28 protein-coding genes are annotated in these 24,870 nt (G+C 75.5%); 12 read left to right on the top strand and 16 right to left on the bottom strand.

From position 1 onward, the window contains the following. The first annotated feature begins 47 nt into the window (after positions 1 to 47). Entirely contained in the window at positions 48 to 566 is a 519-nt protein-coding gene (locus FKD65_RS01340) for a MarR family winged helix-turn-helix transcriptional regulator (RefSeq protein WP_141575440.1), read from the top strand. 52 nt (positions 567 to 618) lie between these two features. Here the strand turns inward: FKD65_RS01340 and FKD65_RS01335 are convergent, their stop codons facing one another. Next, positions 619 to 1,608 (bottom strand): YafY family protein, encoded by a 990-nt coding sequence (locus tag FKD65_RS01335; protein ID WP_141575438.1) that lies wholly within the window; start codon positions 1,606 to 1,608, stop codon positions 619 to 621. 107 nt (positions 1,609 to 1,715) lie between these two features. Between FKD65_RS01335 and FKD65_RS01330 the strand changes: the two genes are divergently transcribed. After that, a complete protein-coding gene (locus FKD65_RS01330) occupies positions 1,716 to 2,141 on the top strand; it encodes a VOC family protein (protein WP_141575435.1) in 426 nt (141 codons plus the stop codon). Between the two features lie 52 nt (positions 2,142 to 2,193). Here FKD65_RS01330 and FKD65_RS01325 read toward each other — a convergent pair whose 3' ends face one another. After that, on the bottom strand, positions 2,194 to 4,503 hold the full coding sequence (locus FKD65_RS01325; RefSeq protein ID WP_141575433.1) for an excinuclease ABC subunit UvrA: 2,310 nt from the start codon (positions 4,501 to 4,503) through the stop codon (positions 2,194 to 2,196). Positions 4,504 to 4,584: 81 nt separating this feature from the next. On the opposite strand from FKD65_RS01325, the gene FKD65_RS01320 reads away from it, so the two are divergent. Next, positions 4,585 to 5,382 carry a TetR/AcrR family transcriptional regulator gene (locus FKD65_RS01320; RefSeq protein ID WP_141586246.1) on the top strand — a complete coding sequence of 266 codons (798 nt, stop codon included), beginning with the start codon at positions 4,585 to 4,587 and terminating at the stop codon, positions 5,380 to 5,382. Between the two features lie 49 nt (positions 5,383 to 5,431). On the opposite strand, the gene FKD65_RS01315 is transcribed toward FKD65_RS01320, so the two are convergent. Continuing rightward, positions 5,432 to 5,926, bottom strand: a complete 495-nt coding sequence (locus FKD65_RS01315) for a nuclear transport factor 2 family protein (protein ID WP_141575431.1) — start codon at positions 5,924 to 5,926, stop codon at positions 5,432 to 5,434. Between the two features lie 120 nt (positions 5,927 to 6,046). Between FKD65_RS01315 and FKD65_RS01310 the strand changes: the two genes are divergently transcribed. Beyond that, positions 6,047 to 6,868 carry a LysR family transcriptional regulator gene (locus tag FKD65_RS01310; RefSeq protein WP_141575429.1) on the top strand — a complete coding sequence of 274 codons (822 nt, stop codon included), beginning with the start codon at positions 6,047 to 6,049 and terminating at the stop codon, positions 6,866 to 6,868. Between the two features lie 105 nt (positions 6,869 to 6,973). Further along, positions 6,974 to 7,627: a hemerythrin domain-containing protein gene (locus tag FKD65_RS01305; RefSeq protein ID WP_168220903.1), complete on the top strand. Its 654-nt coding sequence runs from the start codon at positions 6,974 to 6,976 to the stop codon at positions 7,625 to 7,627. A 34-nt stretch (positions 7,628 to 7,661) separates the two neighbouring features. On the opposite strand, the gene FKD65_RS01300 is transcribed toward FKD65_RS01305, so the two are convergent. From FKD65_RS01300 to FKD65_RS01270, 7 genes are read right to left on the bottom strand one after another with little or no spacing between them, the layout of a single operon-like run. After that, on the bottom strand, positions 7,662 to 9,497 hold the full coding sequence (locus tag FKD65_RS01300; RefSeq protein ID WP_205718505.1) for a complex I subunit 5 family protein: 1,836 nt from the start codon (positions 9,495 to 9,497) through the stop codon (positions 7,662 to 7,664). Beyond that, positions 9,494 to 9,847, bottom strand: a complete 354-nt coding sequence (locus FKD65_RS01295; RefSeq protein WP_141575424.1) for a sodium:proton antiporter — start codon at positions 9,845 to 9,847, stop codon at positions 9,494 to 9,496. The genes FKD65_RS01300 and FKD65_RS01295 overlap by 4 nt, the downstream gene beginning before the upstream one ends. Continuing rightward, positions 9,844 to 10,566 carry an MnhB domain-containing protein gene (locus FKD65_RS46140; RefSeq protein WP_141575422.1) on the bottom strand — a complete coding sequence of 241 codons (723 nt, stop codon included), beginning with the start codon at positions 10,564 to 10,566 and terminating at the stop codon, positions 9,844 to 9,846. Before FKD65_RS46140 ends, FKD65_RS01295 begins: the two co-directional genes overlap by 4 nt. Next, on the bottom strand, positions 10,563 to 10,994 hold the full coding sequence (locus FKD65_RS01285; protein ID WP_240809925.1) for a DUF4040 domain-containing protein: 432 nt from the start codon (positions 10,992 to 10,994) through the stop codon (positions 10,563 to 10,565). The genes FKD65_RS46140 and FKD65_RS01285 overlap by 4 nt, the downstream gene beginning before the upstream one ends. 7 nt (positions 10,995 to 11,001) lie before the next feature. Then, positions 11,002 to 11,295 (bottom strand): monovalent cation/H(+) antiporter subunit G, encoded by a 294-nt coding sequence (locus FKD65_RS01280; RefSeq protein ID WP_141575420.1) that lies wholly within the window; start codon positions 11,293 to 11,295, stop codon positions 11,002 to 11,004. A gap of 12 nt (positions 11,296 to 11,307) precedes the next feature. Continuing rightward, the gene (locus tag FKD65_RS01275; protein ID WP_141575418.1) at positions 11,308 to 11,574 is read right to left on the bottom strand and encodes a monovalent cation/H+ antiporter complex subunit F; all 267 of its coding nucleotides are present in this window, start codon (positions 11,572 to 11,574) and stop codon (positions 11,308 to 11,310) included. Next, a complete protein-coding gene (locus FKD65_RS01270; RefSeq protein WP_141575416.1) occupies positions 11,571 to 12,191 on the bottom strand; it encodes a hypothetical protein in 621 nt (206 codons plus the stop codon). Before FKD65_RS01270 ends, FKD65_RS01275 begins: the two co-directional genes overlap by 4 nt. A gap of 219 nt (positions 12,192 to 12,410) precedes the next feature. Here FKD65_RS01270 and FKD65_RS01265 point away from each other — a divergent pair, with 219 nt between their 5' ends. The 6 genes from FKD65_RS01265 (at position 12,411) to FKD65_RS01240 (ending at position 15,660) form a co-directional block, all read left to right on the top strand. Continuing rightward, positions 12,411 to 12,782 carry a hypothetical protein gene (locus FKD65_RS01265; RefSeq protein WP_141575414.1) on the top strand — a complete coding sequence of 124 codons (372 nt, stop codon included), beginning with the start codon at positions 12,411 to 12,413 and terminating at the stop codon, positions 12,780 to 12,782. Positions 12,783 to 13,015: 233 nt separating this feature from the next. Further along, entirely contained in the window at positions 13,016 to 13,459 is a 444-nt protein-coding gene (gene gvpJ / locus FKD65_RS01260) for a gas vesicle protein GvpJ (RefSeq protein ID WP_141575411.1), read from the top strand. Beyond that, positions 13,456 to 14,244, top strand: coding sequence for a GvpL/GvpF family gas vesicle protein (locus FKD65_RS01255; RefSeq protein WP_141575409.1), 789 nt, complete (start codon positions 13,456 to 13,458; stop codon positions 14,242 to 14,244). The genes gvpJ and FKD65_RS01255 overlap by 4 nt, the downstream gene beginning before the upstream one ends. A 6-nt stretch (positions 14,245 to 14,250) precedes the next feature. Further along, entirely contained in the window at positions 14,251 to 14,502 is a 252-nt protein-coding gene (locus FKD65_RS01250; RefSeq protein ID WP_141575406.1) for a gas vesicle protein GvpG, read from the top strand. Between the two features lie 10 nt (positions 14,503 to 14,512). Then, on the top strand, positions 14,513 to 14,770 hold the full coding sequence (gvpO, locus tag FKD65_RS01245) for a gas vesicle protein GvpO (protein ID WP_141575404.1): 258 nt from the start codon (positions 14,513 to 14,515) through the stop codon (positions 14,768 to 14,770). A 47-nt stretch (positions 14,771 to 14,817) separates the two neighbouring features. Beyond that, positions 14,818 to 15,660 (top strand): GvpL/GvpF family gas vesicle protein, encoded by an 843-nt coding sequence (locus tag FKD65_RS01240; RefSeq protein WP_141575402.1) that lies wholly within the window; start codon positions 14,818 to 14,820, stop codon positions 15,658 to 15,660. Between the two features lie 81 nt (positions 15,661 to 15,741). Here FKD65_RS01240 and FKD65_RS01235 read toward each other — a convergent pair whose 3' ends face one another. Further along, complete coding sequence (locus FKD65_RS01235) at positions 15,742 to 16,575, bottom strand: methyltransferase domain-containing protein (RefSeq protein ID WP_205718504.1); 834 nt, start codon at positions 16,573 to 16,575, stop codon at positions 15,742 to 15,744. 28 nt (positions 16,576 to 16,603) lie between these two features. Here FKD65_RS01235 and FKD65_RS01230 point away from each other — a divergent pair, with 28 nt between their 5' ends. Then, on the top strand, positions 16,604 to 18,208 hold the full coding sequence (locus FKD65_RS01230; RefSeq protein ID WP_141575399.1) for a PLP-dependent aminotransferase family protein: 1,605 nt from the start codon (positions 16,604 to 16,606) through the stop codon (positions 18,206 to 18,208). Here the strand turns inward: FKD65_RS01230 and cydC are convergent. The 5 genes from cydC to FKD65_RS01205 all read right to left on the bottom strand — a co-directional run bounded on the left by cydC (position 18,154) and on the right by FKD65_RS01205 (position 24,727). After that, positions 18,154 to 19,875 carry a thiol reductant ABC exporter subunit CydC gene (cydC, locus tag FKD65_RS01225; RefSeq protein ID WP_240809924.1) on the bottom strand — a complete coding sequence of 574 codons (1,722 nt, stop codon included), beginning with the start codon at positions 19,873 to 19,875 and terminating at the stop codon, positions 18,154 to 18,156. The genes FKD65_RS01230 and cydC overlap by 55 nt on opposite strands. After that, positions 19,872 to 21,497, bottom strand: a complete 1,626-nt coding sequence (gene cydD, locus FKD65_RS01220) for a thiol reductant ABC exporter subunit CydD (protein ID WP_240809923.1) — start codon at positions 21,495 to 21,497, stop codon at positions 19,872 to 19,874. The genes cydC and cydD overlap by 4 nt, the downstream gene beginning before the upstream one ends. Positions 21,498 to 21,515: 18 nt before the next feature. Then, a complete protein-coding gene (locus FKD65_RS01215; RefSeq protein ID WP_141575395.1) occupies positions 21,516 to 22,259 on the bottom strand; it encodes a cytochrome d ubiquinol oxidase subunit II in 744 nt (247 codons plus the stop codon). Positions 22,260 to 22,272: 13 nt separating this feature from the next. Continuing rightward, a complete protein-coding gene (locus FKD65_RS01210) occupies positions 22,273 to 23,523 on the bottom strand; it encodes a cytochrome ubiquinol oxidase subunit I (protein ID WP_141586231.1) in 1,251 nt (416 codons plus the stop codon). Between the two features lie 118 nt (positions 23,524 to 23,641). Then, the gene (locus tag FKD65_RS01205) at positions 23,642 to 24,727 is read right to left on the bottom strand and encodes an MFS transporter (RefSeq protein ID WP_141575393.1); all 1,086 of its coding nucleotides are present in this window, start codon (positions 24,725 to 24,727) and stop codon (positions 23,642 to 23,644) included. Between the last annotated feature and the right edge of the window lie 143 nt (positions 24,728 to 24,870).

Raw genomic sequence — 24,870 nt, 5'->3', positions numbered from 1 at the left:
GCCGGGGCGGTAATCTCAACGTTGAGATTGTCGCGGGAGGGCGGGACATGGCGGACGCGGTGGACGCGATCCTGGCGCAGTGGGGCCGCGAGCGTCCCGACCTGGACGTGTCGGCGATGGGCGTCGTCGGGCGGATCTCGCGGGCGCAGCTGCTGCTCGGCCGGGAGCTGAAGGAGTTCTTCGCCGCGCGGGGGCTGGAGAGCTGGGAGTTCGACGTCCTGGCGACGCTGCGCCGGCACGGCGCCCCCTACGAGCTGACGGCGGGGGCGCTGCTGCGGGCCGCGATGGTCACCTCGGGTGCGATCACCAACCGGATCGACCGGATGCAGGCCAGGGGGCTGGTGGAGCGGGTGCGCGACACCGGGGACCGGCGGTCGGTGCGGGTCCGGCTGACACCGCGCGGCCTGGAGATCGTGGACGAGGTCGTCGGTCTGCACGCCGCCAACGAGGAGCGCCTGCTGGCGGGGCTCCCGCCGGCCGACCGCGAGCGCCTCGCCTCCGCGCTGCGCGCGCTCCTGGAGTCGCTCGGCGACACCTCGATCGACACCGCCCCCGGCGAACCCTGACAACCGACCGCGCGGGCGGCCTGCGCACCGGGTCTCCCGCCGCGGGCGGCGCTCAGGTGGGCTCGGGGGCGGTGAAGGGGCGGATGGCGCGGGTGGCCCGGTCGGCGATGGCGGCCAGGTGGCCGGCGAGTTCGGGCGGGTCGAGCAGGGTGTAGTCCAGGGGCAGCAGCGTGACGCGGTAGGCCAGGAAGCGCATCGAGTCCGACCGGGTGTGCAGGAGGCAGGTGCGCTCGTCGGCGGGTTCCAGGACGCCCTGCCAGGCGGTGACGTGCTCGGCGGCCTGCTCGATGGGGGCGTGCAGCAGCAGCCGCGCGCGGATCGTCCCCGATCCGCCGGCCAGGGCGTCCATGGCCCAGGAGGCGGCGTCGGCGCCGCCGGGCAGGTCGCGTTCGGGGCCGCGCATGCCGGTGCGGTGCGGGCCCGTGATGCGGTCGGCGCGGAAGGTGCGCCAGTCGGCGCGGTCCTCGTCGTGGGCGACCAGGTACCAGCGGCGGCCCGCGGTGACCAGGCGGTGCGGCTGGACCAGCCGGCGGGTGCGGCGGCCGTCGGCGGCGGTGTGGGTGAAGCGGACCTTCTCGCGGGTGAGGCAGGCGGCGGCGAGCAGGGCCAGGACGGCGGGGTCGGCGGTGGGCGGGGCGCCGTCCTGCGGGGGCAGGGGCACGGCGGCCTCGGTGAGGGCGGCGACGCGGTGCCGCAGGCGGTGGGGGAGGACCTGCTCGAGTTTGGCCAGCGCGCGCAGGGAGGTGTCCTCGATGCCGGTGACGGCGCCGGCCGCGGCGGTGCGCAGGCCGATCGCGATGGCGGTCGCCTCGTCGTCGTCGAGCAGCAGCGGCGGCATCGCGGCGCCGGCGGTGAGCCGGTAGCCGCCGGTGCTGCCGTGCGTGGCGTGGACGGGGTAGCCGAGGTCGCGCAGGCGGTCGATGTCGCGGCGGATGGTGCGGGCGGTGACGTCCAGGCGCTCGGCCAGTTCGGTGCCCGACCATTCGCGGGGCGTCTGGAGAAGGGACAGCAGCTGGAGCAGCCGCCCGGAGGGATCGCGCATGTTTCCCATCCTGCCGCGCCTATAGGACGTTGGGTGACCTATTGGCCGTCTAGCGTCGTGGGTGTCGGGGCCGGAGGGTCCGGTTCCCGGTGACCGGGAGGCACGACATGCTGCGGGGATTCGCCACCATCAGCTACTTCGCCGACGACATGGAGGCGGCCAAGGACTGGTACGCCGAGCTGCTGGGGATGCAGCCGTACTACCGGGTCGCGGGCCCGGACGGCGGCGCCGCCTACTACGAGTTCCGGGTGGGCGACTACGAGCACGAGCTGGGGTTGATCGACGCCAGGTTCCGTCCGGGAGGGCCGGAGGACGGCCCTGGCGGGGCGATCATGCTCTGGCACGTGGACGATTTGGAGGCGGCGGTGGAGCGGCTGCTGGCGATGGGAGCGCGGGAGCACGACAAGATCACCGAGCGGGGCGAGGGGACGGGGTTTCGCACCGCGTCGGTGGTGGACCCGTTCGGCAACGTGCTGGGCGTGATGTCCAACCCGCACTACCTGGAGGTGCTGGGCCGGGCGGCGCCACGCTGACCCCTCCGCCCGCCGGGCGGCCCGCCGGGGCGCCCGGCGGGCCGGCGGCGGTTCAGGCGCTGCGGACGTAGTCGCGCAGGTGGCGGGCGGTGAGGGTGTCGGCGCCGGCGACCAGGTCGGCGGGCGTGCCGGTGAACACGACGCGGCCGCCGTCGTGGCCGGCGCCGGGGCCGAGGTCGATGATCCAGTCGGCGTGGGCCATGACGGCCTGGTGGTGCTCGATGACGATGACGGTGTTGCCGCCGTCGACGAGGCGGTCCAGCAGGGCCAGGAGCTGGTCGACGTCGGCCAGGTGCAGGCCGGTGGTGGGCTCGTCCAGGACGTAGGTGGCGGCCTTCTCGGCCATGTGGATGGCGAGCTTGAGGCGCTGGCGCTCCCCGCCGGACAGGGTGGTGAGGGGCTGGCCCAGCCCGAGGTAGCCGAGGCCGACGTCGGCGAGGCGGTCCAGGACGGCGCGGGCCTGCCCGGCGGTGAAGAACTCGCGGGCCTCGGCGACGCGCATGCCCAGGACCTGGCTGATGTCCTTGCCGCGCAGGGTGTAGGTGAGGACCTCGGCGGTGTAGCGGCGCCCCTCGCACTCCTCGCACACCGAGGCGACGCCGGCCATCATCGCCAGGTCGGTGTAGACCAGCCCGATGCCCTTGCAGGCCGGGCACGCGCCTTCGGAGTTGGCGCTGAACAGGGCCGGCTTGACGCCGTTGGCCTTGGCGAACGCGGCGCGGACGTGGTCCAGCAGCCCGGTGTAGGTGGCGGGGTTGCTGCGGCGCGACCCGCGGATCGGGGACTGGTCGACCACGACGACGCCGTCGCGGCCGGGCAGGGACCCGTGGATCAGTGAGCTCTTGCCCGATCCGGCGACGCCGGTGACGACGGTGAGGACGCCGAGGGGGATCTCGGCGTCGACGCTCTTGAGGTTGTGCAGGTCCGCGCCCTTGATGGCCAGGTGCCCCGAGGGCTCGCGGACCTTCTCGCGCAGGAGGGCGCGGTGGTCCAGGTGGCGTCCGGTGAGGGTGGCGGAGGCGCGGAGCCCGGGCAGGTCGCCGGTGTAGCAGATCCGGCCGCCGTCCGCGCCGGCGCCGGGGCCGAGGTCGACGACGTGGTCGGCGATCGCGATGGTCTCGGGCTTGTGCTCGACGACCAGGACGGTGTTGCCCTTGTCGCGCAGGCGCAGCAGCAGGTCGTTCATGCGGGCGATGTCGTGGGGGTGCAGGCCCGCGGTGGGCTCGTCGAAGACGTAGGTGATGTCGCTGAGGCTGGAGCCGAGGTGGCGGACCATCTTGACGCGCTGGGCCTCGCCGCCCGACAGGGTGGTGGACTCGCGGTCCAGGCTGAGGTAGCCGAGGCCGATCTCGACCAGGGAGTCCAGGGTGCCCTGCAGGGTCGCCACGACCGGCGCGACGGACGGCTCGGTGATCCCGCGGACGAAGGCGGCCAGGTCGCTGATCTGCATGGCGGCGCAGTCGGCGATGTTGAGCCCGCCGATGCGGCTGGCCAGCGCGGCGGGGCCCAGGCGGGTGCCGCCGCAGGCGCCGCACGCGCTGAAGGCGACGGCGCCCTCGACGAACGCGCGGATGTGAGGCTGCAGCGACTCGATGTCCTTGTCGAGGTAGAGCCGCTTGACCTTGACCAGCAGGCCCTCGTAGGTGGTGTTGATCCCGCTGCTCTTGATCTTCGTGGCGGGTTTGTGGAGCAGGTCGTCCCACTGGGCGGGGGTGTAGTCGCGCAGCTTGGCGTCGGGGTCGAACAGCCCCGAGTCGGCGATCACCTTCCAGTACCAGGAGCCGACGCCGAAGTTCGGCACGGTCACGGCGCCCTCGTTGAGGGACAGGTCGCGGTCGACGAGCCGGTCCACGTCGACGCGGGAGGCGCGGCCGAGCCCCTCGCAGGCGGGGCACATGCCCTCGGCGTTGTTGAAGCTGTACGCCGAGGAGGTACCGGCGTGCGGTTCGCCGAGCCGGCTGAAGACGATGCGCAGCATGGTGTGGGCGTCGGTGGCGGTCCCGACGGTGGAGCGGGAGTTGGCTCCCATCCGCTCCTGGTCGACGACGATCGCGGCGCTGAGGTTGCGCAGCGCGTCGACGTCGGGGCGGCCCACGCTCGGCATGAACCCCTGCACGAACGCGGTGTAGGTCTCGTTGATCAGCCGCCGCGACTCGGCGGCGATGGTGCCGAACACCAGGGACGACTTGCCCGATCCCGAGACGCCGGTGAACACGGTCAGGCGGCGCTTGGGGACGTCCAGGCTGACGTCGGCGAGGTTGTTCTCCCGCGCGCCGCGCACCTCGATCACGTCGTGGGCGTCGGCGGCCCGGAGCGCGTCCGCGGGCGTCCCGGGCGGCGCGGGCGTCGGCTGGAGGGGCATGGGGGCTTCCTCACTCGCTTGGTATCTTAGGGCGTAAAGAGATCTACGATCTGTAGCAGTTTATGGCATAAGGAGATGCGCTTGGTCGTCTTCGCCGGGCAGGGCGACCCGCGCCGCTCGATGGACCTGCTGTGGCGCGGCGCGGAGCCGGCCCGCAGGAGTCCGGGGCCGCGGCCGGGGCTGAGCGTGGAGGTGATCGTGGACACCGCGATCGCCGTCGCCGACGCCGAGGGGATGGCGGCGCTGTCGATGCGCGCGGTCGGCGAGCGCCTGGGCCGCACGGCGATGGCCCTGTACACCTACGTGCCGGGCAAGGCCGAGCTGGTGGACCTGATGTACGACCGCGCGCTGGCCGAGCTGCCCGGCGGCTACGACACCGGGCAGGGCTGGCGGGCGGCGCTGGTCCGGTGGGCGGAGGACTCCTGGGAGTTCTACCTGCGGCATCCGTGGATGCTCCAGGTGTCACAGGCGCGCCCGGTGCTCGGGCCCAACGAGTACCGGGTGCTGGAGGCGCTGCTGGGCGTGCTGGCCCGCACCGGGCTGCCGGCGCGGTCGGTGCGGCGCGCGGTGTCGGCGCTGTCGAGCGTGGTGCGCGGCGCGGCGCAGACCTTCACCGAGTCGCGGCAGGCGGTGCGCGACACGGGCCTGTCGGAGGAGCGGTGGTGGTACGGCCGGGCCGGCGCCCTGGAGGAGCTGGCGCCCGGGTTCACCGAGCGCTTCCCGCTGGTGGCCTGGCTGGACGCCGAGGGCGGCGCCGCCGTCGCCGAGGACGTCCCCTACCTGGAGCAGGCGGCGCGCGAGGCGTTCGAGGGTGGCCTCGCCCTGGTCCTGGACGGCATCGCCGCCGCCGTCGCCACCGAGCCGGACCGGCCCGGGTGAACCGGACCGGGCGGTCCGGCTCCGCGGGCGGGCGAGGCGGTCGGGCGGGTCAGGTGAAGATCGCGGCGGGGTCGCCGGTGAGCCAGACGTTGTCGATGACGACGCGGCGCATCACCCAGCCGGGCCCCTCGCCGGCGCGGACGAGGTCGACGTCGTAGAGGTTCTTCAGCAGGGCGTGGACGGACCGGTCGGCGGTGAGCAGGTGCTGGGCCTCCACCAGCGCGGTCAGCCGGGCGGTGTCGCCGTCGAGCTCGACGCGGGGGTTGGTGACCTGGTGGGTGGTGAGCACGCGCCCCTCGAACCCGCCGAGGATCGTGTCGACGATCGTGTCGCGGCCGGTCATCGGCGGCGGCTCGGCGCCCCACGCGGAGGCGGCCGGGCGGAAGTCCAGCACGGCGTCCGGGGCGAAGGCCGAGGCGAGCAGGGCGCGGTCCTTGAGGTCCTGGCCGAGCCCGAACCGGTAGAGCGCGTCGATGACCTCGGTCCGGTCCCGCAGGTCGGCGGCGCCGGCTGCGGTCAGGGCGTGCGGGCGGGTGACGTACACGGCTGCTCCCTCGCGGGTTCGGTGGTGGCGACGCGTCCAGCCTTCCGGCGGGCGCCGTGGCGATCAACGCCGCGTCGTGCAACCATCGTGTAACCACGCTTAACGATCGGGGGTCGCGGGGTGCTGGAGCGGCATGAGATCGAGGCGTTCCTGGTGCTGTCGCAGGAGCTGCACTTCGGCCGGACGGCCCGGCGCCTCGGCGTGTCGACGGCGCGGGTCAGCCAGACGATCCGGGGCCTGGAGCGCCGTGTCGGGACGCGGCTGTTCGACCGGACGTCCCGGCGCGTGGAGCCGACCCCGGCGGGACGGCGGCTGGCCGGCGAGCTCGGCCCGGCGTGGGAGCGGATCGGCGCGGCGATGGAGCGGGCCGTGCAGGAGGGCCGGGGTGTTACCGGGACGCTGACGGCCGCGTTCACCGACGCCGCGGCGGGTCAGCTGCTGGCGGGCGCGGCCAGGCTCCTGCGGTCGCGCGAGCCGGGCTGCCGGGTGGTGCTGCGGGAGGCGCGGCCCGGGCAGATCGCCTCGTGGCTGCGCGACGGCGAGGCCGAGGTGTGCCTGGCGGTGCTACCGCTCGATTGCCCGGGGGTGGCGGCGGGGCCGGTGCTGGTGCGGGAGGCGCGGATGCTGGCCGTCCCGTCCGGGCACCCGTTCGCGCGGCGCGCGTCGGTGCCGCGGGCGGACCTGGCGCGGGTGAACGTGCTGTCCGCCGATCCCGGGGCGACGACGGCGGAGCTGCTCACGCTCGTGGGCGCGGGCGAGGGGGTGGTGTGCGTGGGCGCGCACACCCGCCGCTACCACGCGCGGCCCGACGTCGCCTACGTCCCGATCGACGACGGGGAGCCGCTGGAGTGGGGCCTGGCGTGGCGTGCGGGGGCCGAGACGGCCCGGGTCCGCGCGTTCACCCGCGCGGCGCTGGACCTGCTCGCCGCGGGCGGGTCGTGACGCTGCGGGGCCGCGCGGGCGTTGCGGGCTCGGGCGGGGTGTGATGTGCGCCTCTCGCGGGGCCTGGCGCGTCACATCGGGGGCCGTCTGAGGCCTCATATGGGTATGGAGACCTTCGCGGTCCAGCCGCGCGACACGGCCTGGCACACCCTCCTGTACGCCGCCCACCACGCGTTCCGCCGGGATCTGGACCGGCTCGCGGCGGCCGCGGCGGCGGGCAAGGGGCAGGCGTCGCACGTGCGCGCGGGCTGGGAGAACCTCAAGGAGCAGATCCGGCTGCACCAGGAGCTGGAGGACGGGTGGCTGTGGCCGCGGGTGGAGCGCGCGGTGCGGGGGCACCGCGCGGAGCGGGCGGTGCTGGAGGAGCTGCGCTCCGACCACGCGCGCCTGGCTCCGCTGATCGCCCGGGTCGACGCGGCCATGGGCGACACGGGCGCGGGCGATGCGGGCGCGGGCGGCGACCTGCGCGCCGCGGTGCGCGAGCTGAGTGAGGCGCTGGAGCGGCACCTGCGGCACGAGGAGGCGAGCGCGCTGCCGCTGGCGCGGTCGGTGCTGGCCGAGGCGGAGTGGGTGGCGCTGGCGGCCGAGGCCCGGGGCCGCTGCGAGGCGGGCACGCCGCTGTTCGTCCCGTGGGTGGTGGACGGAATCGGGCCGGTGGAGCGCAGCCGGTTCCTGACGGCGCTGCCCAAGCCGCTGCGGGAGCTGAACCGGGTGACGTGGGAGCCCCGCTACCGCAAGCGCCGCCTCTGGAGCATCTGACGGCGCCGCTGGGTCCGGGTCCGGGTGGCGGGTGTCAGAAGCGTGCGGTGAGCAGGGCCAGGACGGCGACGCCCGCGGTGAGCCAGGCGGCGTAGTCGCTGACGTCGCCCGAGTGCAGGTCGTGCAGGCGGCGGGTGGCGGCGCCGGTGGCGCGTCGCAGGGCCGCCCGTCCCAGGGCGGCGCGCGCGGCGGCCGGGGCCGTCGCACGGGCCGGGGCGGCCGCGCGGGTCGGGGCGGTGCGGCGGACGCCGCCGGCGGCGACGGCCAGGGCGAGCAGCAGTGTGACCGCCGCGCCGGCCAGGCCGGCGGCAGTCCAGGGCTCGGCGGGCGGCGTGTGCGGGTGGGTGATCCTGCCGTCCAGGACGAGGGCGGCGTAGGCGCCGCGGTCGGCGAACACCGCGGCGGCGTCGGCGACGGGGCCGCCCGGCAGCAGCCCGGTCGCCAGCCCCGCGGCCAGCAGCGCGACGGCGGGGGCCACCATGATCCAGGGGATGGAGCGGAGGGTGAAGGGCGTCTCGGGCCCCTCGCGCTCCCCTCGCGCGCCGGCGCCCGCCCCGGCGCCGGGCTCGCCGGGCAGGGACCTGCCGCGCCACACCACGAGCCACACCCGCAGGACGGCGCCGGCGGTGACGGCGGACGCGGCGATGGACAGGGGCGTGAACCACCACCAGCCGCGCTCCAGGACGGCGTGCTCGGTGACCGAGTGCCCGGCGAACAGCCCGGACGGGGGGAGCCCGGCCAGGCACAGCGCGCCGACGAGGAAGACGGCGCCGGTGATCGGCATGCCGCGGCCCCGTCCGCGCAGGTCGCGGGCGTCGACGCTGCGGTGCCGGTTGAGCAGCGCCCCGGCGGCCAGGAACAGCGCGCCCTTCACCCCGGCGTGCCCGGCCAGGTAGTAGGCGGTGCCCGACAGCGCGCCGGGCGTACCGGCGGCGACGCCGATCAGCAGCAGCCCGGCGTGGCTGATGGTGGAGTAGGCCAGCAGCCGCTTGATGTGGTGCTGCAGGACGCACATGGCGGCGCCGAGCAGCGCGGCGGCGGCGCCGAGGACGGCGACGGCGCGCAGCGGGACGAGCCCGGCGAACACGGCCCAGTAGGTCCGCGCGACCCCGTACACGCCGAGTTCGACCATGGCTCCGGAGAACAGGACGCAGACGGGGGTGGGGGCGACGGCGTGGGCGTCGGCGAGCCAGAAGTGGAAGGGGACGGCGGCGGCCTTGACCAGGTAGCCGGTGCAGATGAGCACGAACGCGGCGGTGACCAGGGCGCCCGGGCGGCCGGCGAGGTGGACTCCGATGGCGGCCAGGCCGAGCTGCCCGGTGCGGCCGTAGACCAGGGCGATGCCGGCGAGGGTGAGGTAGGCGCCCAGGGACTGGACGATGCCGAAGTTGAGGGCGCCGTGGACGGTGGAGGGCTCCTCGGAGCGGTAGCCGGTGAGCGCGAACGCGACGACGCTCATGAGCTCGAAGAACACGAAGGCGTCGAACAGGTCGCCGGTGTAGACGAACGCGCACATGGAGGCCAGGAACACCAGGATGAGGGCGTGGAAGATCGCCTGGATCTCGGTGAAGTACCGCCAGGAGAACGCCAGCGCGGCCAGGGTGAGGACGGCGGCGAGGAGGGCGAGCGCGGCGGCGAGGGGGTCGGCGGCCAGGGGGATCCCGACGCCGGTGCCCGGGCCCCAGCCGCCGAGCCAGGTGACCTGGGGGCGGCGGGGCGCGCGGGCGAGGGTGAGCGCGGTCAGGGCGGTGACGGCGGCGGCGGTGGCCAGGGCGGCGGTGTCGACGGCCGGGCGCGGCAGCCACCGTCCGGCGGCGGCGAGCAGGGCGGCGACCAGGACGGGCAGCGCGACGGTGGCCTGGAGGATCACTTCTCGAGGGAGCGCAGGGCGCCGGGGTCCAGGGTGCCGCGCCGCTTGGCGACCTGGACGGCCAGGGCGAGCAGCAGGGCGGTGACGGTGGCGCCGACGACGATGTCGGTGAGGGCCATGGCCTGCACGACGGGGTCGGTGACGGGCCCGCCGGCGGGGGGCGGCGGCCGGTCGGAGAACACCGGGGCGGTGGCGCCGGACCGGTAGCCGATGGCCAGCAGCAGCACGTAGGTGCCGGACTGGGTGACCGACAGGCAGACCACGGCGTGCACGAGGTCGCGGCTGGTGACGATGCCGTAGATGCCGACGAGGATGATCCATCCGGCGGCGAGGTAGGGGGCGGCGCTCACGAGGGCTCCCTCGGGTCGCCGGCCGCGCGGGGCTCGCGGACCAGGAGCGCCTGTTCGAAGAAGCGGCCGAGCAGCAGGACCATGGCGCAGCCGACCTCGATCCCGACGGCGGTGTTGAGGGCGGGGATCCGGTCGCCGGGCGGGGCGCCGGCGGCGGCCAGGGCGAGCAGGGCGAACGCGGCGGCGGCGACGGCCTCGGCGGACTCGAACACCGGGATGGGCCGCAGCCGCTGCAGGGCGGGGTAGTCGCCGGCCAGGTAGAGCAGGTGGATCGCGGTGCCGAGGACGACGCCGCCCTGGAAGCCGCCGCCGGGGGACTGGGCGCCGTGCGCGACGATGTAGGCGCCGGTGAGCAGGGTGAGGGGCAGCAGGAGGGCCCCGACGACGCGCAGCGCGTCGGACACCTCGGCGGGGCCGTGCCGCAGGGCGGCGCCGTCGCGCTCCTCCTCGGTGCGCACGACGCGCAGCAGCGCCACGGCGGCGACCGCCGCCGACAGCAGGATGAGCTCCTCGCCGAGGGTGTCGAAGGCGCGCTGGTCGAAGTTGACGGAGGAGACGGCGTTGGGGGTGCCGCGCCGCACGGCCTGGTGGACGGCGCGGTCGGCGTAGGGGTGCAGGGATCCGCCGAACGTGGGCAGGCCGAGCGCCCCGGCGGTGAACAGGGCGGCGGTCCCGGCGGCGCCGGCGGCGAACAGCGGGACGCGGGTGCGGGGCCTCACCGGGGCGCCTCCCGCCCGCCGCGCCCGGGCCCGCCTGGACCGTCCTGTGCGCGTCGGGCGCCGTCCTTGGCGGGGGCGGGCGGCCCGTCGCCGGTGTCGCGGTGGCGGCGGGTGGCGTGCAGGGCCAGCACGACCATGAGCGGCAGCAGGACGGTCCCGACGCCGATCTGGGACATGGCGACGTCGGGCGCCTGGAGGATGAGGAACAGCAGGCCGAGGACCATCCCGTAGCCCGACAGTACGATCGCCTGGCGGACGGTGTCGCGGGTCAGCACGACGGCGGTGGCCATGAGCACGGCCAGTGCGAGCGCGGCGGCGATGAGGGCGTCGGCGAGCGGCCCCGACAAGGGGTCCAGCGCCGCCGAGCCGCCCGCGCCGGAAACGGGCGCGGCCGTGTGCGCTGCAAGGGGGGCGAGGGCGGGTGTCACGGCGCGTTCACTCCCTTCGGCCGGCGGCGCGCTCGACGGCCTGCCCGGCGGTGGCGACCGTGGCGGGCCCGGTCGCGGCGAGCAGGACGGCGATGACGGCGAGCTTGGCGACGTCGTGCCAGGACGACCAGGGCCGCAGCGCCAGCCCGGCGATCAGCAGCGGCGCGGCCAGGACCGTGACGGGCGCGGCGGCGTGCAGGCGGGCGGCGGCTCCGCGGGTGAGGGGCAGCCGCAGCCCGGCGGCGACGGCGACGGCGGCTCCGGCCCAGGTCAGTACGTCGGCGAGCAGGTCCAGGCTCATCGGGGCCCCCTTTCACAGGGTCCGGCTGAGGAAGCGGGCGAACACCAGCGACCCGGCGAACGACAGCAGCGCCAGCACCAGGGCGACGTCGAGGTAGGCGGGCCGCCGGTAGGCGGCGGCCAGCAGCACCAGCGCGAGGGCCGCCAGCGGGCCGGTGGCGATCAGCCCGGCCAGCCGCCCGGCGGGCGGTCCCCGCAGGGTGGACAGCAGTGCCGGCAGCAGCGCGCCGGCGATGAGGGCCAGGGCGGGCACGGCGGTGCCGAGGGCGTCGGCCTTCATGGCGGCCCCTCCTCGTGCGTGCCGTCACCGCGCGGCGGGGCGGCGCCGCGCGGCGGGGCGGCGCCGCGCGTGCGGGAGGGTCCGGGGGCGTCGATGAGCCCGGCGCGGCGCAGGCTCCGCTCGAACGGGGACGGGCCGGTCAGGCGGTGCACGCGCAGCAGCCCGCGGCCCGGGTCGACGCGGCCGACCCAGGTGCCGGGGGAGGTCGACACCAGCAGCGTCGCGGTGCCGCGGTCGGCGGGGCCGGGCGCCACGGACAGCGGCGCCCAGTACCCGCCGGACGCGCCGCGCAGGGTGATGCGGGCGGTGTCGGAGAGGATCTGGGCGGGCAGCCGCGCCAGGGGCGGCAGGAGCCGGGCGGGCCGGACGCGCCCGCCCGCGGACGGGCCGCGGCGGGGGCCGGCGGTGAGCAGGTCCCGGCGCGCGGCGACCGCGGCGGCGGCGCACGCGGCCGCGGCGAGCGACCCGACGGCGATCTCGGTGGGGGAGATGGCCGACACCAGCGCCAGGTAGACCGCCAGCAGCGCCGTCCACCAGGCCAGCGGCTCGGCCGCGCGCCGGGCGGGGCCGGGGCGCGGCGGCGGGGCGGGCGCGCCCGGCGGCTCATCGGGTGGCATGGCCTTCGCATACCCGGAGCGACGGTTCCAACCGTCCGCCCGGGCGGGTGGCCGCGGCCGGTCCCGGCGCGCCAGCCGGATGCCCGAAATGTTTGCAATGCCCGGGTGGGGTAGGCCGCTTACAGGCCGAACAGCACGCTTTCCACGCCGGTGAGGGTGCGGCCGCGCGGCGGCCGGACACCGGCGCGCAAGCAGATCCCCCTGATGGAAGGACGGAAGATGGAGACCCCCTCGGTCCCGGGCAACGGGGCCGGACAAGCGAGCAAGAACGTCAGCCGGGCCGCGGGCGCGGCGGCCGGCACCGCCGAGTCCGCCGGCTCGGGAGCCAAGAACACCGCGAAGGGCGCGACCGACACCGCCAAGGACGGTGCGACGAGCACCGCCAAGGGCGCCAAGGACACCGCGCAGGGAGCGGCGAAGACCGCCGGGACCGGAGTGGCGCAGGTCGGAGGCCAGGTCGCCGCGCTGCCCGGCCGCGTGGCGGGACTGGCCAAGCTCGTCACGCTGGGCCGGTTCCTGCGCGCGGTGCCGGTGGCGGGAGCGGCCGTCGCCGGGATCGTCGTCGGGCGCCTGACCGCCCGCAGACGCTGACTCGCCCCCGGCCCACCGGGTCAACCTCGCCGAAGGCGGGCGGCGCCCCCGCGGAACGCGTTCCGCGGGGGCGCTCGCGCGCCCTCGGGCGGCCCGGGCCCTCACCCGCGGAGGCCCGCGGACTTGACCCTCCGATGACCGGAACCAGATTGCCCGTTTAGCGAGGCAAGAGCGGGTACACAACGGGCCATGCTCAACCCCCGGACGGGTACCACCCGAGAAGGAGCGATCACATGACTGGGCCTGTCGCCCAGCAGACTTCGGGCAGCAATGTCGTGCAGCGCGGCGGCTCCGGCAGCGGTCTTGCCGACGTCGTCGACCTGATCCTGGAGAAGGGTCTGGTCATCGACTTGTATGCACGGGTTTCGCTGGTGGGAATCGAGATCCTCACGATCGACGTGCGGATCGTGGTCGCCAGTGTCGACACCTACCTGCGGTTCGCCGAGGCGGTGAACCGCCTGGACATCGCCCACGACGGCACCTCGCAGGGCCTGCCGGAGTTCGTCGGCGGCATGCAGGAGTCGGGCGCCAAGAAGAAGACCCGCGGCGCGCTGGAGGGTGCGGGGGAGCGGCTGAAGGAGACCTTCGGCGGCGACTCCGACGACGACGATGACTCCGAGGACAAGCAGCCCGCGCGGCGCCGCTCTTCGCGCAAGAAGGAGGACGAGGAAGAATGACCACGCCGCAAGCCCCCGGCGGCTCTGAGGCCGGGGACCGGATCCCGCAGTACGTGTACGGGGTGACCCGGTCGGGCGCGGCGATCCCGCCGGACCTGGCCGGGCTGGACGACCGGCCGGTGTCGCTGGTCGAGGACGGCGGCTCGTGCGCCGCCCTGGTCAGCGACCTTCCGGCCGACCGGCCGCTGGGCGAGCGCGCCGACCTGGTCGCGCACCAGCGGGTGCTGAACTCCCTGGTCGACGCCGGCACCGTGGTGCTGCCGTTCCGCTTCGGGGCGGCGCTGGCCGACCGCGGCGCGGTGGAGAAGGAGCTGCTGGCCGACAACTCCGAGCGGTTCGGACAGGTTCTGGACCAGCTCGAGGGCCGTGTCGAGCTGCGCCTGAAGGCCACCTACGTCGAGGACGCGGTGCTCCGGGAGATCATGCAGAACGACCCCGAGGTCGCGGAGCTGTCGCAGCGGCTGCGCGAGGTCCCCGCCGACGCCGCCGACGCGGTCTACTACGACCGGGTCCGGCTCGGCGAGCTGATCGCGCAGTCGATGCAGCGGCTCCGCGAGAGCGACGAGCAGGTCCTGCTGGACGGGGCCACCTCGGCGGCGGAGGCGTTCTCGCGCAAGACCCCGGCACGGGAGGAGGACGTCCTGGACGCCTCGTTCCTGGTCCGCGCCGACCGCCGCGCCGCGTTCGAGGAGGCCGTGGACAAGCTGGGCGAGACCCACGGCGAGCGCATCCGGCTGCGGCTGATCGGGCCGCTGCCGCCCTACGACTTCGTTCCGGAGGCGTAAAGGACGATGGGATTCTTCACCGGTCTGATCACGGCGCCGCTCGCGCCCGTCAAGGGCGTGATGTGGCTGGCCGAGACCCTGACCGAGCAGGCCGAGGCGCAGCTGTACGACCCGGGGCGGATCGCCGCGGAGATGCAGCAGGTCGCCGACGAGGCGGCCGCGGGCGAGATCACCGAGGAGGAGGCCGCCGCGCGCGAGGAGGAGCTGATCCACCGGCTGAACGAGGGCCGCGCCCGCGGCTACCAGCCGGGCGGTTAGGAGGCCGGTGATGTTGTCCGCGTCCAAGGCCGCCCGGATGGCGGTGGAGCACGTCACCGCGATGACCGGCCGCAGCGCCGAGAGCGTGGTGGGGATGGAGCGCACCGAGGAGGGCTGGCGCGTCACGCTGGAGGTCGTGGAGACCCACCGGATCCCCGACTCCAACGACATCCTCGCGGTCTACGACACCGAGGTCGACGCGGAGGGCGAGCTGGTGAGCTACCGGCGCACCCGCCGCTACGCCCGCGGGCGCACCGAGAGGAACTGAGCGGCCGTGCACCGGCCGCGGGAGGCGGACCGAAGGGAGCCCGCGCCATGACCGCTCTCGGGTCCGCCGGCCTGCCCGGCGGCGCCGTGGGCGCCGCCGGGACCGGCGTCTACCTGTACGGGGTGGCGTGGGGACTGGACCCGGCCGCGCTGGACGGGGCGGCCGGGGTGGCGGGCGCCCCGGTGCGGGGCGTGGTCGCGGGCGGGCTGACCGCGCTCGTCAGCACCGTCCGGCTGGAGGAGTACGGGGAGGCGGCGCTGCGCGCCAACCTGGAGGACCTCCAGTGGCTGGAGGCCACCGCCCGCGCCCACCACGACGTGGTGGAGCGGGCGGCGCGATCCGCGCCGACCGCGCCGGTGCGGATCGCGACCATCTACCGCGACGACGCGCGCGTCGCCGCGGTGCTGGCGGCCGAGGGCGAGCGGCTCCGCGAGGCCCTCGACCTGATCAGCGGCCGCTCGGAGTGGGGCGTGCGGGCCTACGCGAGCCCCGAGCTGCTGCGCGGCGACGGCGGGAGCCACCAGGACCCCGGTGGGGGACTCGCGCCGGGCGCCGAGCCCCCCACCGGCCCCGGCGAGGCCGGGGCGGGGCACACCCGGCGGCGGCGCCGCCGCGCCGACGCGGGGCGCCTGGCGGGGGAGCAGGCCGACTCGGTGCACGCCGAGCTCGCCGACCACGCCGCGGCGTCCCGGCACCACCCGCCGCAGGACCCGCGCCTGTCGGGCCGGGAGGGCGAGCAGATCCTCAACGCCGCCTACCTGCTGGACGAGGAGCAGGTGGAGGGGTTCCTGGCGGTGACGCGGGCGGCCCGCGAGCGGCTGCCGGGCATCGAGGTCGAGGTCACCGGGCCCTGGCCGCCGTACTCCTTCATCGACCCGGGAGCGGCGTGACGGCCCTCCAGCGGCCCGAGCGGCCCGAGCGGCACGCGACGTGCCGCGCCGGGGGCGCCCTGAGCGGGGACCGCCGGCGGCTCACGGCGGGTTGACGGCCGTGGCCTTGAAGAACGTGTAGTGGAACGTCCCGCCGGGCTCGGCGGTGCGGCGCAGGTCGGCGACACCGCGGTCGAAGTCGGCCGGGGTGGCCAGCCCCGCGGCGACGGCCTCGTCGCGGACGGACTCGACCATCGCGGTGAAGGTGTCGCGGGTGAAGGCGCGCGCCAGAGCGGGCCGGGTCCCGTCGGCGTAGACGGTGCGGGGCTCGACGCCGACCCGCGCGTACCCGGCCTCGGCCAGCAGCGGCCCCAGCCTGCGCCCGAGGTGGGCGTCGCCGCCCGCCGCGGCCTGCAGGACGACCTGGTGGGCGATCGCGGCGCGGGCGTGGGCGCTGTCGGGATGGAAGAACGCCGACCCGTGGTCGCCCTCGATCGCGGTGAGGGTCCCGCCGGGCCGCAGCACCCGCCGCAGCCCCGCCAGCGCCGCGCACGGATCGCGCAGGTGCTCCAGCACGAAGCACACGAACACGTGGTCGAACGCCGCGTCGGGGAACGGCAGGTCCCGCAGGTCGGCGCGCCGCCAGAGCACCCGCGCCGCGGGCACGGCCGCGGCGAGGCCGGCGCGGGCCTGGTCCAGGGACGCCTGCGACAGGTCCACGGCGGTCAGGCGCACGCCGGGGGAGCGCGACACCAGATGCACCGTCTGCGCGCCGACGCCGCAGCCGGCCTCCAGCACCCGGCTCCCCGGCGGGTAGGCGGTCCCGTCGTGCAGCAGCGCCGCGAGGGCGTCGGCCTGGTCGCCGAGCCGGCGCGCCTCCCGCCCCGAATACCCGTGGACATAACCGCCGGATCCGTTCATCGTCGTGGTTTCCATCCGCCCACCGTGGCCGCACAATGGCCTGATGGACAGGTCCAAACACGGCGAATACGACCGGGCCATAACGCGGGGGGCGGACTTCCTCCAGCTCGACGCCGCCGACGCCCCGCCCGGGGGACTGGCCGACTGGCTCGCCGGGCGGCTCCGCGACGCCGTCGCCGACGGCCGCCTGCCCGTGGGAGCGCGCCTGCCCGCCACCCGCGTCCTGGCGGCCGAACTGCGCGTCTCCCGCGGCGTGGTCACCGAGGCCTACCAGCGCCTCGCCGACGAGGGCCACGTCGCCGGACGCGGCCGCGCCGGCACCGTCGTCGTCGCCACGCCCCTGACCGCGCCCCTCACCACCCGCCCCACGACCGGCCCGCCCCCCGCACCCGCATCCACACCGCAGGCACCGGCCGCCGCACCGCTCCCCACACCGCAGGACACCGACCTGTTCGACGTCCTGCGCGACACACCCGCCCGCACCGACCTGTCACCCGGCCTGCCCGACCTCGCCGCGTTCCCCCGCGCCGCCTGGCAGCGCACCGAACGCACCGTCCTGCGCGACCTGCCCGCCGCCGCCCTCGGATACGGCGACCCGCGCGGCACCCCCGCCCTGCGCACCGCCGTCGCCGCCTGGCTCGCCCGCAACCGCGGCATCCGCGCCGACCCCGCCGGCATCGTCATCGTCGCCGGCACCAGCCAGGCCCTCGGCATCGTCGCCCGCGTCCTGACCCGCGAAGGCACCGACCGGATCGCCGTCGAAGACCCCGGCTCCCTCGGCGTCCGCCAGCACCTGGCCCACTGGGGAGCCGCAACCCCGCCCGTCCCCGTCGACGACGCCGGAATCCGCGTCGACCGGCTCCACGCCACCGGCGCCCCCGCCGTCCTGCTCACCCCCGCCCACCAGTTCCCCACCGGCGCCGTCCTCGGCGCGGACCGCCGCCGCGACCTCATGCGCTGGGCCTCCGCCGGCGGCCTGGTCATCGAGGACGACTACGACGCCGAGCACCGCTACGACCGGCCCCCCGTCCCCGCACTGCGCTCCATGCTCACCGACCGCGTCTTCTACGCCGGCAGCGTCTCCAAACTCCTCGCGCCCGCCCTGCGGATCGGATGGCTCATCCCACCGCCCTCCCACCTGGACGCCGTCGTCGCCGAGAAGCGCTTCGCCGACCTCGGCAACGCCGCACTGCCCCAACTCGTCCTCGCCGGCCTCATGGACTCGGGGGAGATGGAGCGCACCCTGCGGCTGCTGCGGCGCCGCCACCGCCGCCGCCGCGACACCATGATCCAGGCCATCGCCGAGCACCTGCCCACCGCGACCGTCCACGGCGCCGCCGCCGGACTCCACCTCACCATCACCTTCCCCGGCCGCGCCCACGGCGACCTCCACGACACCGACCTCGCCGCCGCGGCACTGGAACTCGGCGTCAAAACCCACCCCCTGTCATGGCACGCGCAGCGCCCCCACCCCCCAGGCCTCGTCCTCGGATACGCGGCCGCCCCCGCCTCCGCCATCCCGGGCGCCGTCGCCGCACTCGCACACGCCCTCCGCCACACCGAAACAGGCCGGGACCCCGCCCAACCCGGAGATCAGCACGGCACCGCCCGGCCGGCCAGCACCTCGGCCTCCCACAGGTCGCGGTAGGCGCCCGGCACCCCCACCAACTCCTCGTGCCGCCCCCGCTGCACCACCCGGCCCCGGTCCAGCACCACCACCTCGTCGGCCGCGCCCAGCGCCGCCAGCCGATGCGTCACCAGCAGCAGCGTCCCGCCGCCCGGCGCCTCCAGCAACTCCCGCACCACCGCATCCGCCATCCCCGGATCCAGCCCCTCGGCCGGCTCGTCCAGCACCAGCACCGGCGGATCGGCCAGCAGCGCCCGCGCCAGCAGCAAACGCTGCCGCTGCCCGCCCGACAGGCCCCGACCACCCGCCCCCACCACGGTGTCCCACCCCTGCGGCAACTCCCGCACCACCTCCGCGAACCGCGCCCGCTCCGCCGCCGCCCACAACTCCGCCTCACCGGCATCCGGACGAGCCAGCAGCAGATTCGCCCGCACCGACGCCCCGAACACGTGCGCGTCCTGCGCCAGACCCCGCACCGCCCCCCGCACGTCCTCCGGCGCGTACCGGCCGAGCTCCCGCCCGCCCAGCACCACCGCACCCGACCCCACCGGCACCTCACCGGCCACCGCCGCCAGAAGCGTGCTCTTGCCCGCGCCGCTCGCCCCCACCACCGCGACCCGCCGCCCCCGCTCCACCCGCAGATCCACCCCGTCCAGCGCCACACCCTCCCCGTAGCAGACCCGCACACCCAGCAGCTCCACCTCCAGCGGCCCCCGCGGCACCACCACCGGACACGCCGGACCCCGCACCGGGGGAGCGGCCAGCACCGCACCCACCCGCCGAACCGCCGGCAGCACCTCCCGCAACCGCTGCGCCGCACCCGCCAACGGCAGCACCGACTCCACCGCCACCAGCGCCGTCAACGCCAGCACCGCCGCACCCACCTCGTCCACACCCGCCCGCAACCCCGCCCACAACACCGCCGCGACCGCCACGCCCTGCACCACGAAACCCGCCGCCGCCACCGCCGCCGACACCCGCACCGCCGACCGCTCCGCCCGCTCCAGCTCCCGCGCCGCCTCCCGCGCCCGCTCCGCGAGCCGGCCCTCCGCGCCGAACACCGCCAGATCCCGCGCACCCTCCAGCACGTCCAGCGCCCGCACCGCCAGAACCCCGCGCCCCCGCGCCATCCGCGCCGCCGCGCGCCCCCCGGCCACCGACGCCGCCGCCGGCACCACCACACCCGCCACCAGCAGCCCCCCGGCAAGCACCACCGCCGACCGCACGTCCACCAGCGCGCACACCGCCACCCCCGCGGCCCCGCACACCACCGACGCCGCCACCGGCAGCACGCACCGCAGCAAAAGATCCTGGACGGCGTCCACATCCGACACCATCCGCGTCAACACCTCACCGTCACGCACCCGCCGCGCACCCGGACCCGCCGCCGCCAGCGCGTCGAACACCCGCCCCCGCAACTCCGCCAGCGCCCGAAGCGCCCCGTCATGACCCGCCAGCCGCTCCACATACCGCAGCGACCCCTTCGCCAGCGCGAACCCCCGCACCGCCGCGATCGCCACCGCCAGCACCGCCAGCTCCGGCCCCTGCGACGCCCGCGCGATCAACCACGCCGCCGACGCGATCAACCCCAGCCCGCACAACTCCGCCGCCGCGCCCGCCAACCCCGCCGCCACCAACCGCACCGCGTGCGGACGCACCGCACCCCACACCCCCGACCCGCCCCTCACGCCGCCTCCCCGGCCCGCGCCCCGGCCCGCCCGCCCGCAGGCCCGCACAACCGGCCGCCCTCCAACCGCACCACCCGGTCCACCACCCCAAGCAGCGCCGGACGATGCGCCACCACCACCGCCGTCCGCCCCGCCAGCAAACCCGCCGCCGCCTCCACCAGCACCCGCTCGCTGTGCAGATCCAACCGCGCCGTCGGCTCGTCCAACAGCATCACCGGCCCACCCGACAGGTACGCGCGCGCGATCGCCAACCGCTGCCGCTGCCCCGCCGACAACCCCGCACCCCCCTCACCCAGCACCGTCTCCAACCCCTCCGGCAGCTCCCCGACGAAATCCATCGCCGCCGCCCGCGCCGCCTCCTCCACACGCCCCGCCCCGGCACCCGGATCACCCAACCGGACGTTGTCGGCCACCGACGCCGCGAACAGGTGCGGCCGCTGCGGCACCCACCCCACACGCGCCCGCCACGCCCCCACATCCAGATCCGACAGATCCACCCCGTCCACCAGCACCCGCCCCGAATCAGGGGACACCAGCCCGGCCAGCACCAGCAGCAGCGTCGACTTGCCCGCACCCGACGGCCCCACCACCGCCACCCGCTCACCCGGCCCCACCCGCAACGACACCCGGTCCAACGCCGCACCCGCCGCCCCCGGATACCGGACCGTCACCTCCTCCAGCACGATCTCCGGCGCCCCCTCACCCGGCACCACCCCGCCACCGCCCCGCGAACCCGCCGGCGCGTCCAGCACCGCGAACGCCTCCCGCGCCGCCGCCACCCCCTCCGCACTGGCATGGAAACGCTGCCCCAACGCCCGCAACGGCAGGAACACCTCAGGCGTCAACACCAGCACCAGCAGCCCCGCCGCCAGCGCCATCTCCCCGCCCAGCAACCGCAACCCCACCGGCACCGCCACCAACGCCACCGACAGCGCACACACCAGCTCCAGCACCAGCGACGACAGGAACGCCACCCGCAACGCCCGCACACTCGCCCGCCGATGCTCACCCGCCAGCTCCCGCACCACCGCCGACTGATGACCGGCCCGCCCGAACGCCCGCAACGTCCCCAGCCCCGCCACCACATCCCGGAAATGCCCGCCCAGCCGGTGCAGCAGCCCCCACTGCCGCCCCGTCAGCTCCGCCGTCCGCATCCCCACCAGCGCACCGAACACCGGCACCAGAGGAACCGTCACCGCCACCACCAGAGCCGACGCCCAGTCCACCGCCGCCAACCGCGCCAGCACCACCACCGGCACCACGCACGCCGCCACCAGCTGCGGAACATAACCCGTGAAGAACGGATCCACCCCGTCCAAACCCCGGGTCAGCAACGTCACCCGCGCCCCCGCCTCACCCGCCGGCCGGCCCAGCAGCGCCCCCCGCAGACCGCGCTTCACCCGCGCCGCCGCCCCACCCGCCACCAACCCCGACACCCACGCGAGCACCGCCCGCCCGGCCACCGCCCCCGCAAGCCACGGCAGCGGCCCCGCGTCCAGACCCGCCACCGCCCGCACCAGCAGCTCCGCCTGCACCACCAGCAGAACACCCTGCCCCGCCGCCAGCACCCCCACCAGCACCACCACCCGCCGAGGAACCAACCCCAGCAGACGCCGCTCCACACCCCTCACCACGACCGCCTACAGGTACGAGGGCGACTCCACCCGCCCCCGGAACGTCCACCACACCAGCGCCTGCGACGCCAGCAGCAACGGAAGCACCACCACCGTCACCACCGCCGTCATCGTCAGCCCCGCACCCTCGGCCACGACCTCCGACCACTCCACCTGCACCCCGGCCACCACCGGCGCCCCCGCCAGCACCAGCGCCGACAACCCGTACCGGGACGGAACACGCCCCGCGCGCTCCGCCAGCCCCACCGGCAGCCGCCACCGCGCGAACCCCGCACCATGCCACGCGAACAGCAACGCCAGCGGCAACCCCAGCACGCTGCCCACACCCAGCCCGCCACCGGCCAGAACCGACCCCAGCACCGCCCCCCACGAAAGCGCCAGCGCCCAACTCCCCGCCACGATCGCCCCGTCCCACAGACCACGCCACGCCGCCGCGTCCACCCGGCCCCGCAGCCACAACCCCGTGTCCCGCACGACCCACCCGACCAGCAGCACCGAGAACAGCGGATACAACTCCTCCACCAACCCGTGCTCCAGCCCCGGGAACGCACCCGCCACCAGCCCCGCCGCCGCCACCAGCCACACCTCGTTGCCCAGGAAGAACGGCGCGAACGACGCGATCACCAACCGCCGCTCCCGCCCGTCCCGCCCCAGCCACGGCAGCAGCATCCCCACCCCGACATCGGCACCCGCCAGCACCAGGTACCCGGCCGAGAACACCGCCAGCAACACCACCGCGAGCAAATCCATCACCAGGCTCCTGTCAGAACGTCGGGCTCATCACCGGCGCGGCCGGCTCCACCGGGGGAGAGGCACCCAGCCCCACCCCCTCCGGCCCCCGCCGCGCGAACCGCGCCAGCAGCCACGCGTTCACCACCAGCAACCCCGCGAACAGCACCGAGAACACCGCGAACGACACCGCCGCCGCCCCCGACCCCACACCCGGCGACACCGCGTCCCGCGTCTTCAGCACCCCGTACACCATCCACGGCTGCCGCCCCACCTCACGGAACACCCACCCCGCCACCATCGCCACATACGGCAGCGGCACCGCCGCGATCATCAGCACGTGGAACACCCGCCCCCGCACCAGCCACCGCCCGAACGGGAACTTCACGAACGCCACCACCGCGACCAGCAGCATCAACAACCACATCGTCATCATCAATGCCTCGCCGACCCCCGCCAGCACCGGCGCCCGGTAGTCGTCCGGACCGAACCGCGCCGTGAAGTCCGCCACCGCGGCCGCCGCCTTGCGACCCCCCAGCTTCGTCGGCTGCGCGTACCGGAACTGCGTCCCCCCGAACACCACCACCGGGATCACCGACACCATCACCGCCAGCAACCCGATCCGCATCGACCGCCGGAAGAACTCCACCTCCGCCGTCCGCCGCAGCAGATGGAACCCGCTCACCCCCGCCATGAAGAACCCCGCCGTCAGCAGACCCCCGAACAGCACATGGAAGAACGCCAGCACCGCCGTCGGATTCGCCAGCAACGCCCCCGCGTCGTCCAGCCGCGCCACACCGTCCACCATCACGAACCCCACCGGACGCTGCAGCCACCCGTTCGCCACCAGCACGAAATACGCCGACAGATACGCCGTCAACGTCACCACCCAGATCAACGCCAGATGCACCCACCGGTTCAACCGGCCCCACCCGAAGATCCACAACCCCAGGAACGTCGACTCCACGAAGAACGCCACGATCGTCTCCAGCGCCAGCGGCGCACCGAACACGTTCCCCGTCACCCGCGACAGCCCCGACCAGTTCAACCCGAACTGGAACTCCATCACCAACCCGGTGACGATCCCCACCGCATAGTTGATGACGTACAACTGCCCCCAGAAACGCACCATCCGCGCATGCACCGCACTGCCCGACACCGTCGCCCGCGTCTGCGTCAACGCCACCAGCGTCGCCAAACCCAGCGTCAACGCCACGAACAGGAAATGCGTACCGGCCGTCAACGCGAACTGCACCCGCGCCAGCTCAAGCGAGCCCGCACCCATCAGCACCCCAAGAATCGATCCGCAACGACCCCACGATCCTCGGCCCGAACCCGCCCCCCGCGAATCCGGCGAGAGCGTTCAACCGCCATGCGCATTTCGCGTAGCGCCCACCCGCCGCCTACGCCTCCGGATGTACTCGGCCCCGCCACGCCCCCAACCCCAGCACGACCGCCACCACCGCGTACGGCACCGCCGCCGCACCCATCAGCACCCCCGCCCCCGCCCACCGCGACCCCACCGCATACCCCGCGTAAACCAGCACCGCCACCACCTCCGCCCCGAACCCCGCCACCGACGTCACCGTCGCCCGCGCACCGTCACCCACCCGCTCCTGCAACCGCGCGTCCGCCGCCGCCATCGCCCACCGGAACACCCCGAACGCAGCCGCCACCAGCACCAACCCACCCGGACGGCCACCCAGGCACCCCACCGCCAGACACACCGCACCCACCCCCAGCACCGGCGCCAGCCACCGCACACCCCGCCCCGCCGACCAACCGCCCACCGCGTCACCGACCGTCACCACCAACACCAGCAACGGCACCGCCGACGCCGCCACACCCGTCGACCCCACCAGCAGCGGCACGTACTCATCCAGCGACGTCACACCCTCCAACACCACCACCAGGACCAGCGCCCACCGCACCGCCGGCTCACCCCGCACCTGCGCCCACCCCAGGCGCACCACCGACCCCAGCGACGCCGCGCCCTCGCCGCCGCCCCTGGACTCCGGCAGGAACCACCCCGCCACCGCACACCCCACGCAAGCCGCCACACTCGCCGCACCCAGCGCCCGGTACCCCCACGCCGCCAGCACCGGCGACGCCACCGCGGACGCCACCACCACCGCCAGCAGCGACACCGCCTCAGAACGCCCGATCAGCCGCGCGTAGGCGTCCGGCGCCCCCACCCGCTCCAGCTCCTCGTACACCAGCGCCTGCATCGTCCCCGAACGCAGCGCCGACCCCGCACCCCACAGCACGAACCCCAGCGCGAACACCGGATACGAGGGAAAGAACGCCCACAGCCCGAACCCCGCACCCGCCAGCAGGGGAGAGGCCACCAGCAGCAAGCGCCGCGAGAACACGTCCGCCCACAGACCGGACGGCAACTCCAGCGCGAACGTCGTGACCGACCAGATCACGAACAGCGACGAGATCGCGGCGGGGGAGAGCCCGGCGTCGGCGAACAGCACCGCGTACACCGGGTACAGAAGAACGAGGTCCTCGAGGAACGCGTAGCCGTACAGCCTCCGCGCGAGCCCCGCCTCAGGTGAAGATCAATGTCGTCGGCGCATGCCCGCACTCTAACCGCCGCCCGCCGTCCCGCGCATCAGAAAAACGGCGG

It is taken from the genome of Actinomadura sp. WMMA1423 (assembly GCF_006547145.1).
Lineage (GTDB): Bacteria > Actinomycetota > Actinomycetes > Streptosporangiales > Streptosporangiaceae > Spirillospora.
This window is presented reverse-complemented; position numbering and strand designations above follow the sequence as displayed.

What these genes read in the sequence shown, in the direction of transcription:
- FKD65_RS01340 (WP_141575440.1), top strand. Translation starts at nt 48, where the DNA reads ATGGCGGACGCGGTGGACGCGATCCTGGCGCAGTGGGGCCGCGAGCGT.
- FKD65_RS01335 (WP_141575438.1), bottom strand. Translation starts at nt 1,608, where the DNA reads ATGCGCGATCCCTCCGGGCGGCTGCTCCAGCTGCTGTCCCTTCTCCAG.
- FKD65_RS01330 (WP_141575435.1), top strand. Translation starts at nt 1,716, where the DNA reads ATGCTGCGGGGATTCGCCACCATCAGCTACTTCGCCGACGACATGGAG.
- FKD65_RS01325 (WP_141575433.1), bottom strand. Translation starts at nt 4,503, where the DNA reads ATGCCCCTCCAGCCGACGCCCGCGCCGCCCGGGACGCCCGCGGACGCG.
- FKD65_RS01305 (WP_168220903.1), top strand. Translation starts at nt 6,974, where the DNA reads ATGGAGACCTTCGCGGTCCAGCCGCGCGACACGGCCTGGCACACCCTC.
- FKD65_RS01280 (WP_141575420.1), bottom strand. Translation starts at nt 11,295, where the DNA reads ATGAGCCTGGACCTGCTCGCCGACGTACTGACCTGGGCCGGAGCCGCC.
- FKD65_RS01275 (WP_141575418.1), bottom strand. Translation starts at nt 11,574, where the DNA reads ATGAAGGCCGACGCCCTCGGCACCGCCGTGCCCGCCCTGGCCCTCATC.
- FKD65_RS01270 (WP_141575416.1), bottom strand. Translation starts at nt 12,191, where the DNA reads ATGCCACCCGATGAGCCGCCGGGCGCGCCCGCCCCGCCGCCGCGCCCC.
- FKD65_RS01265 (WP_141575414.1), top strand. Translation starts at nt 12,411, where the DNA reads ATGGAGACCCCCTCGGTCCCGGGCAACGGGGCCGGACAAGCGAGCAAG.
- gvpJ (WP_141575411.1), top strand. Translation starts at nt 13,016, where the DNA reads ATGACTGGGCCTGTCGCCCAGCAGACTTCGGGCAGCAATGTCGTGCAG.
- FKD65_RS01255 (WP_141575409.1), top strand. Translation starts at nt 13,456, where the DNA reads ATGACCACGCCGCAAGCCCCCGGCGGCTCTGAGGCCGGGGACCGGATC.
- FKD65_RS01250 (WP_141575406.1), top strand. Translation starts at nt 14,251, where the DNA reads ATGGGATTCTTCACCGGTCTGATCACGGCGCCGCTCGCGCCCGTCAAG.
- gvpO (WP_141575404.1), top strand. Translation starts at nt 14,513, where the DNA reads ATGTTGTCCGCGTCCAAGGCCGCCCGGATGGCGGTGGAGCACGTCACC.
- FKD65_RS01240 (WP_141575402.1), top strand. Translation starts at nt 14,818, where the DNA reads ATGACCGCTCTCGGGTCCGCCGGCCTGCCCGGCGGCGCCGTGGGCGCC.
- FKD65_RS01235 (WP_205718504.1), bottom strand. Translation starts at nt 16,575, where the DNA reads ATGGAAACCACGACGATGAACGGATCCGGCGGTTATGTCCACGGGTAT.
- FKD65_RS01230 (WP_141575399.1), top strand. Translation starts at nt 16,604, where the DNA reads ATGGACAGGTCCAAACACGGCGAATACGACCGGGCCATAACGCGGGGG.
- FKD65_RS01215 (WP_141575395.1), bottom strand. Translation starts at nt 22,259, where the DNA reads ATGGATTTGCTCGCGGTGGTGTTGCTGGCGGTGTTCTCGGCCGGGTAC.
- FKD65_RS01210 (WP_141586231.1), bottom strand. Translation starts at nt 23,523, where the DNA reads ATGGGTGCGGGCTCGCTTGAGCTGGCGCGGGTGCAGTTCGCGTTGACG.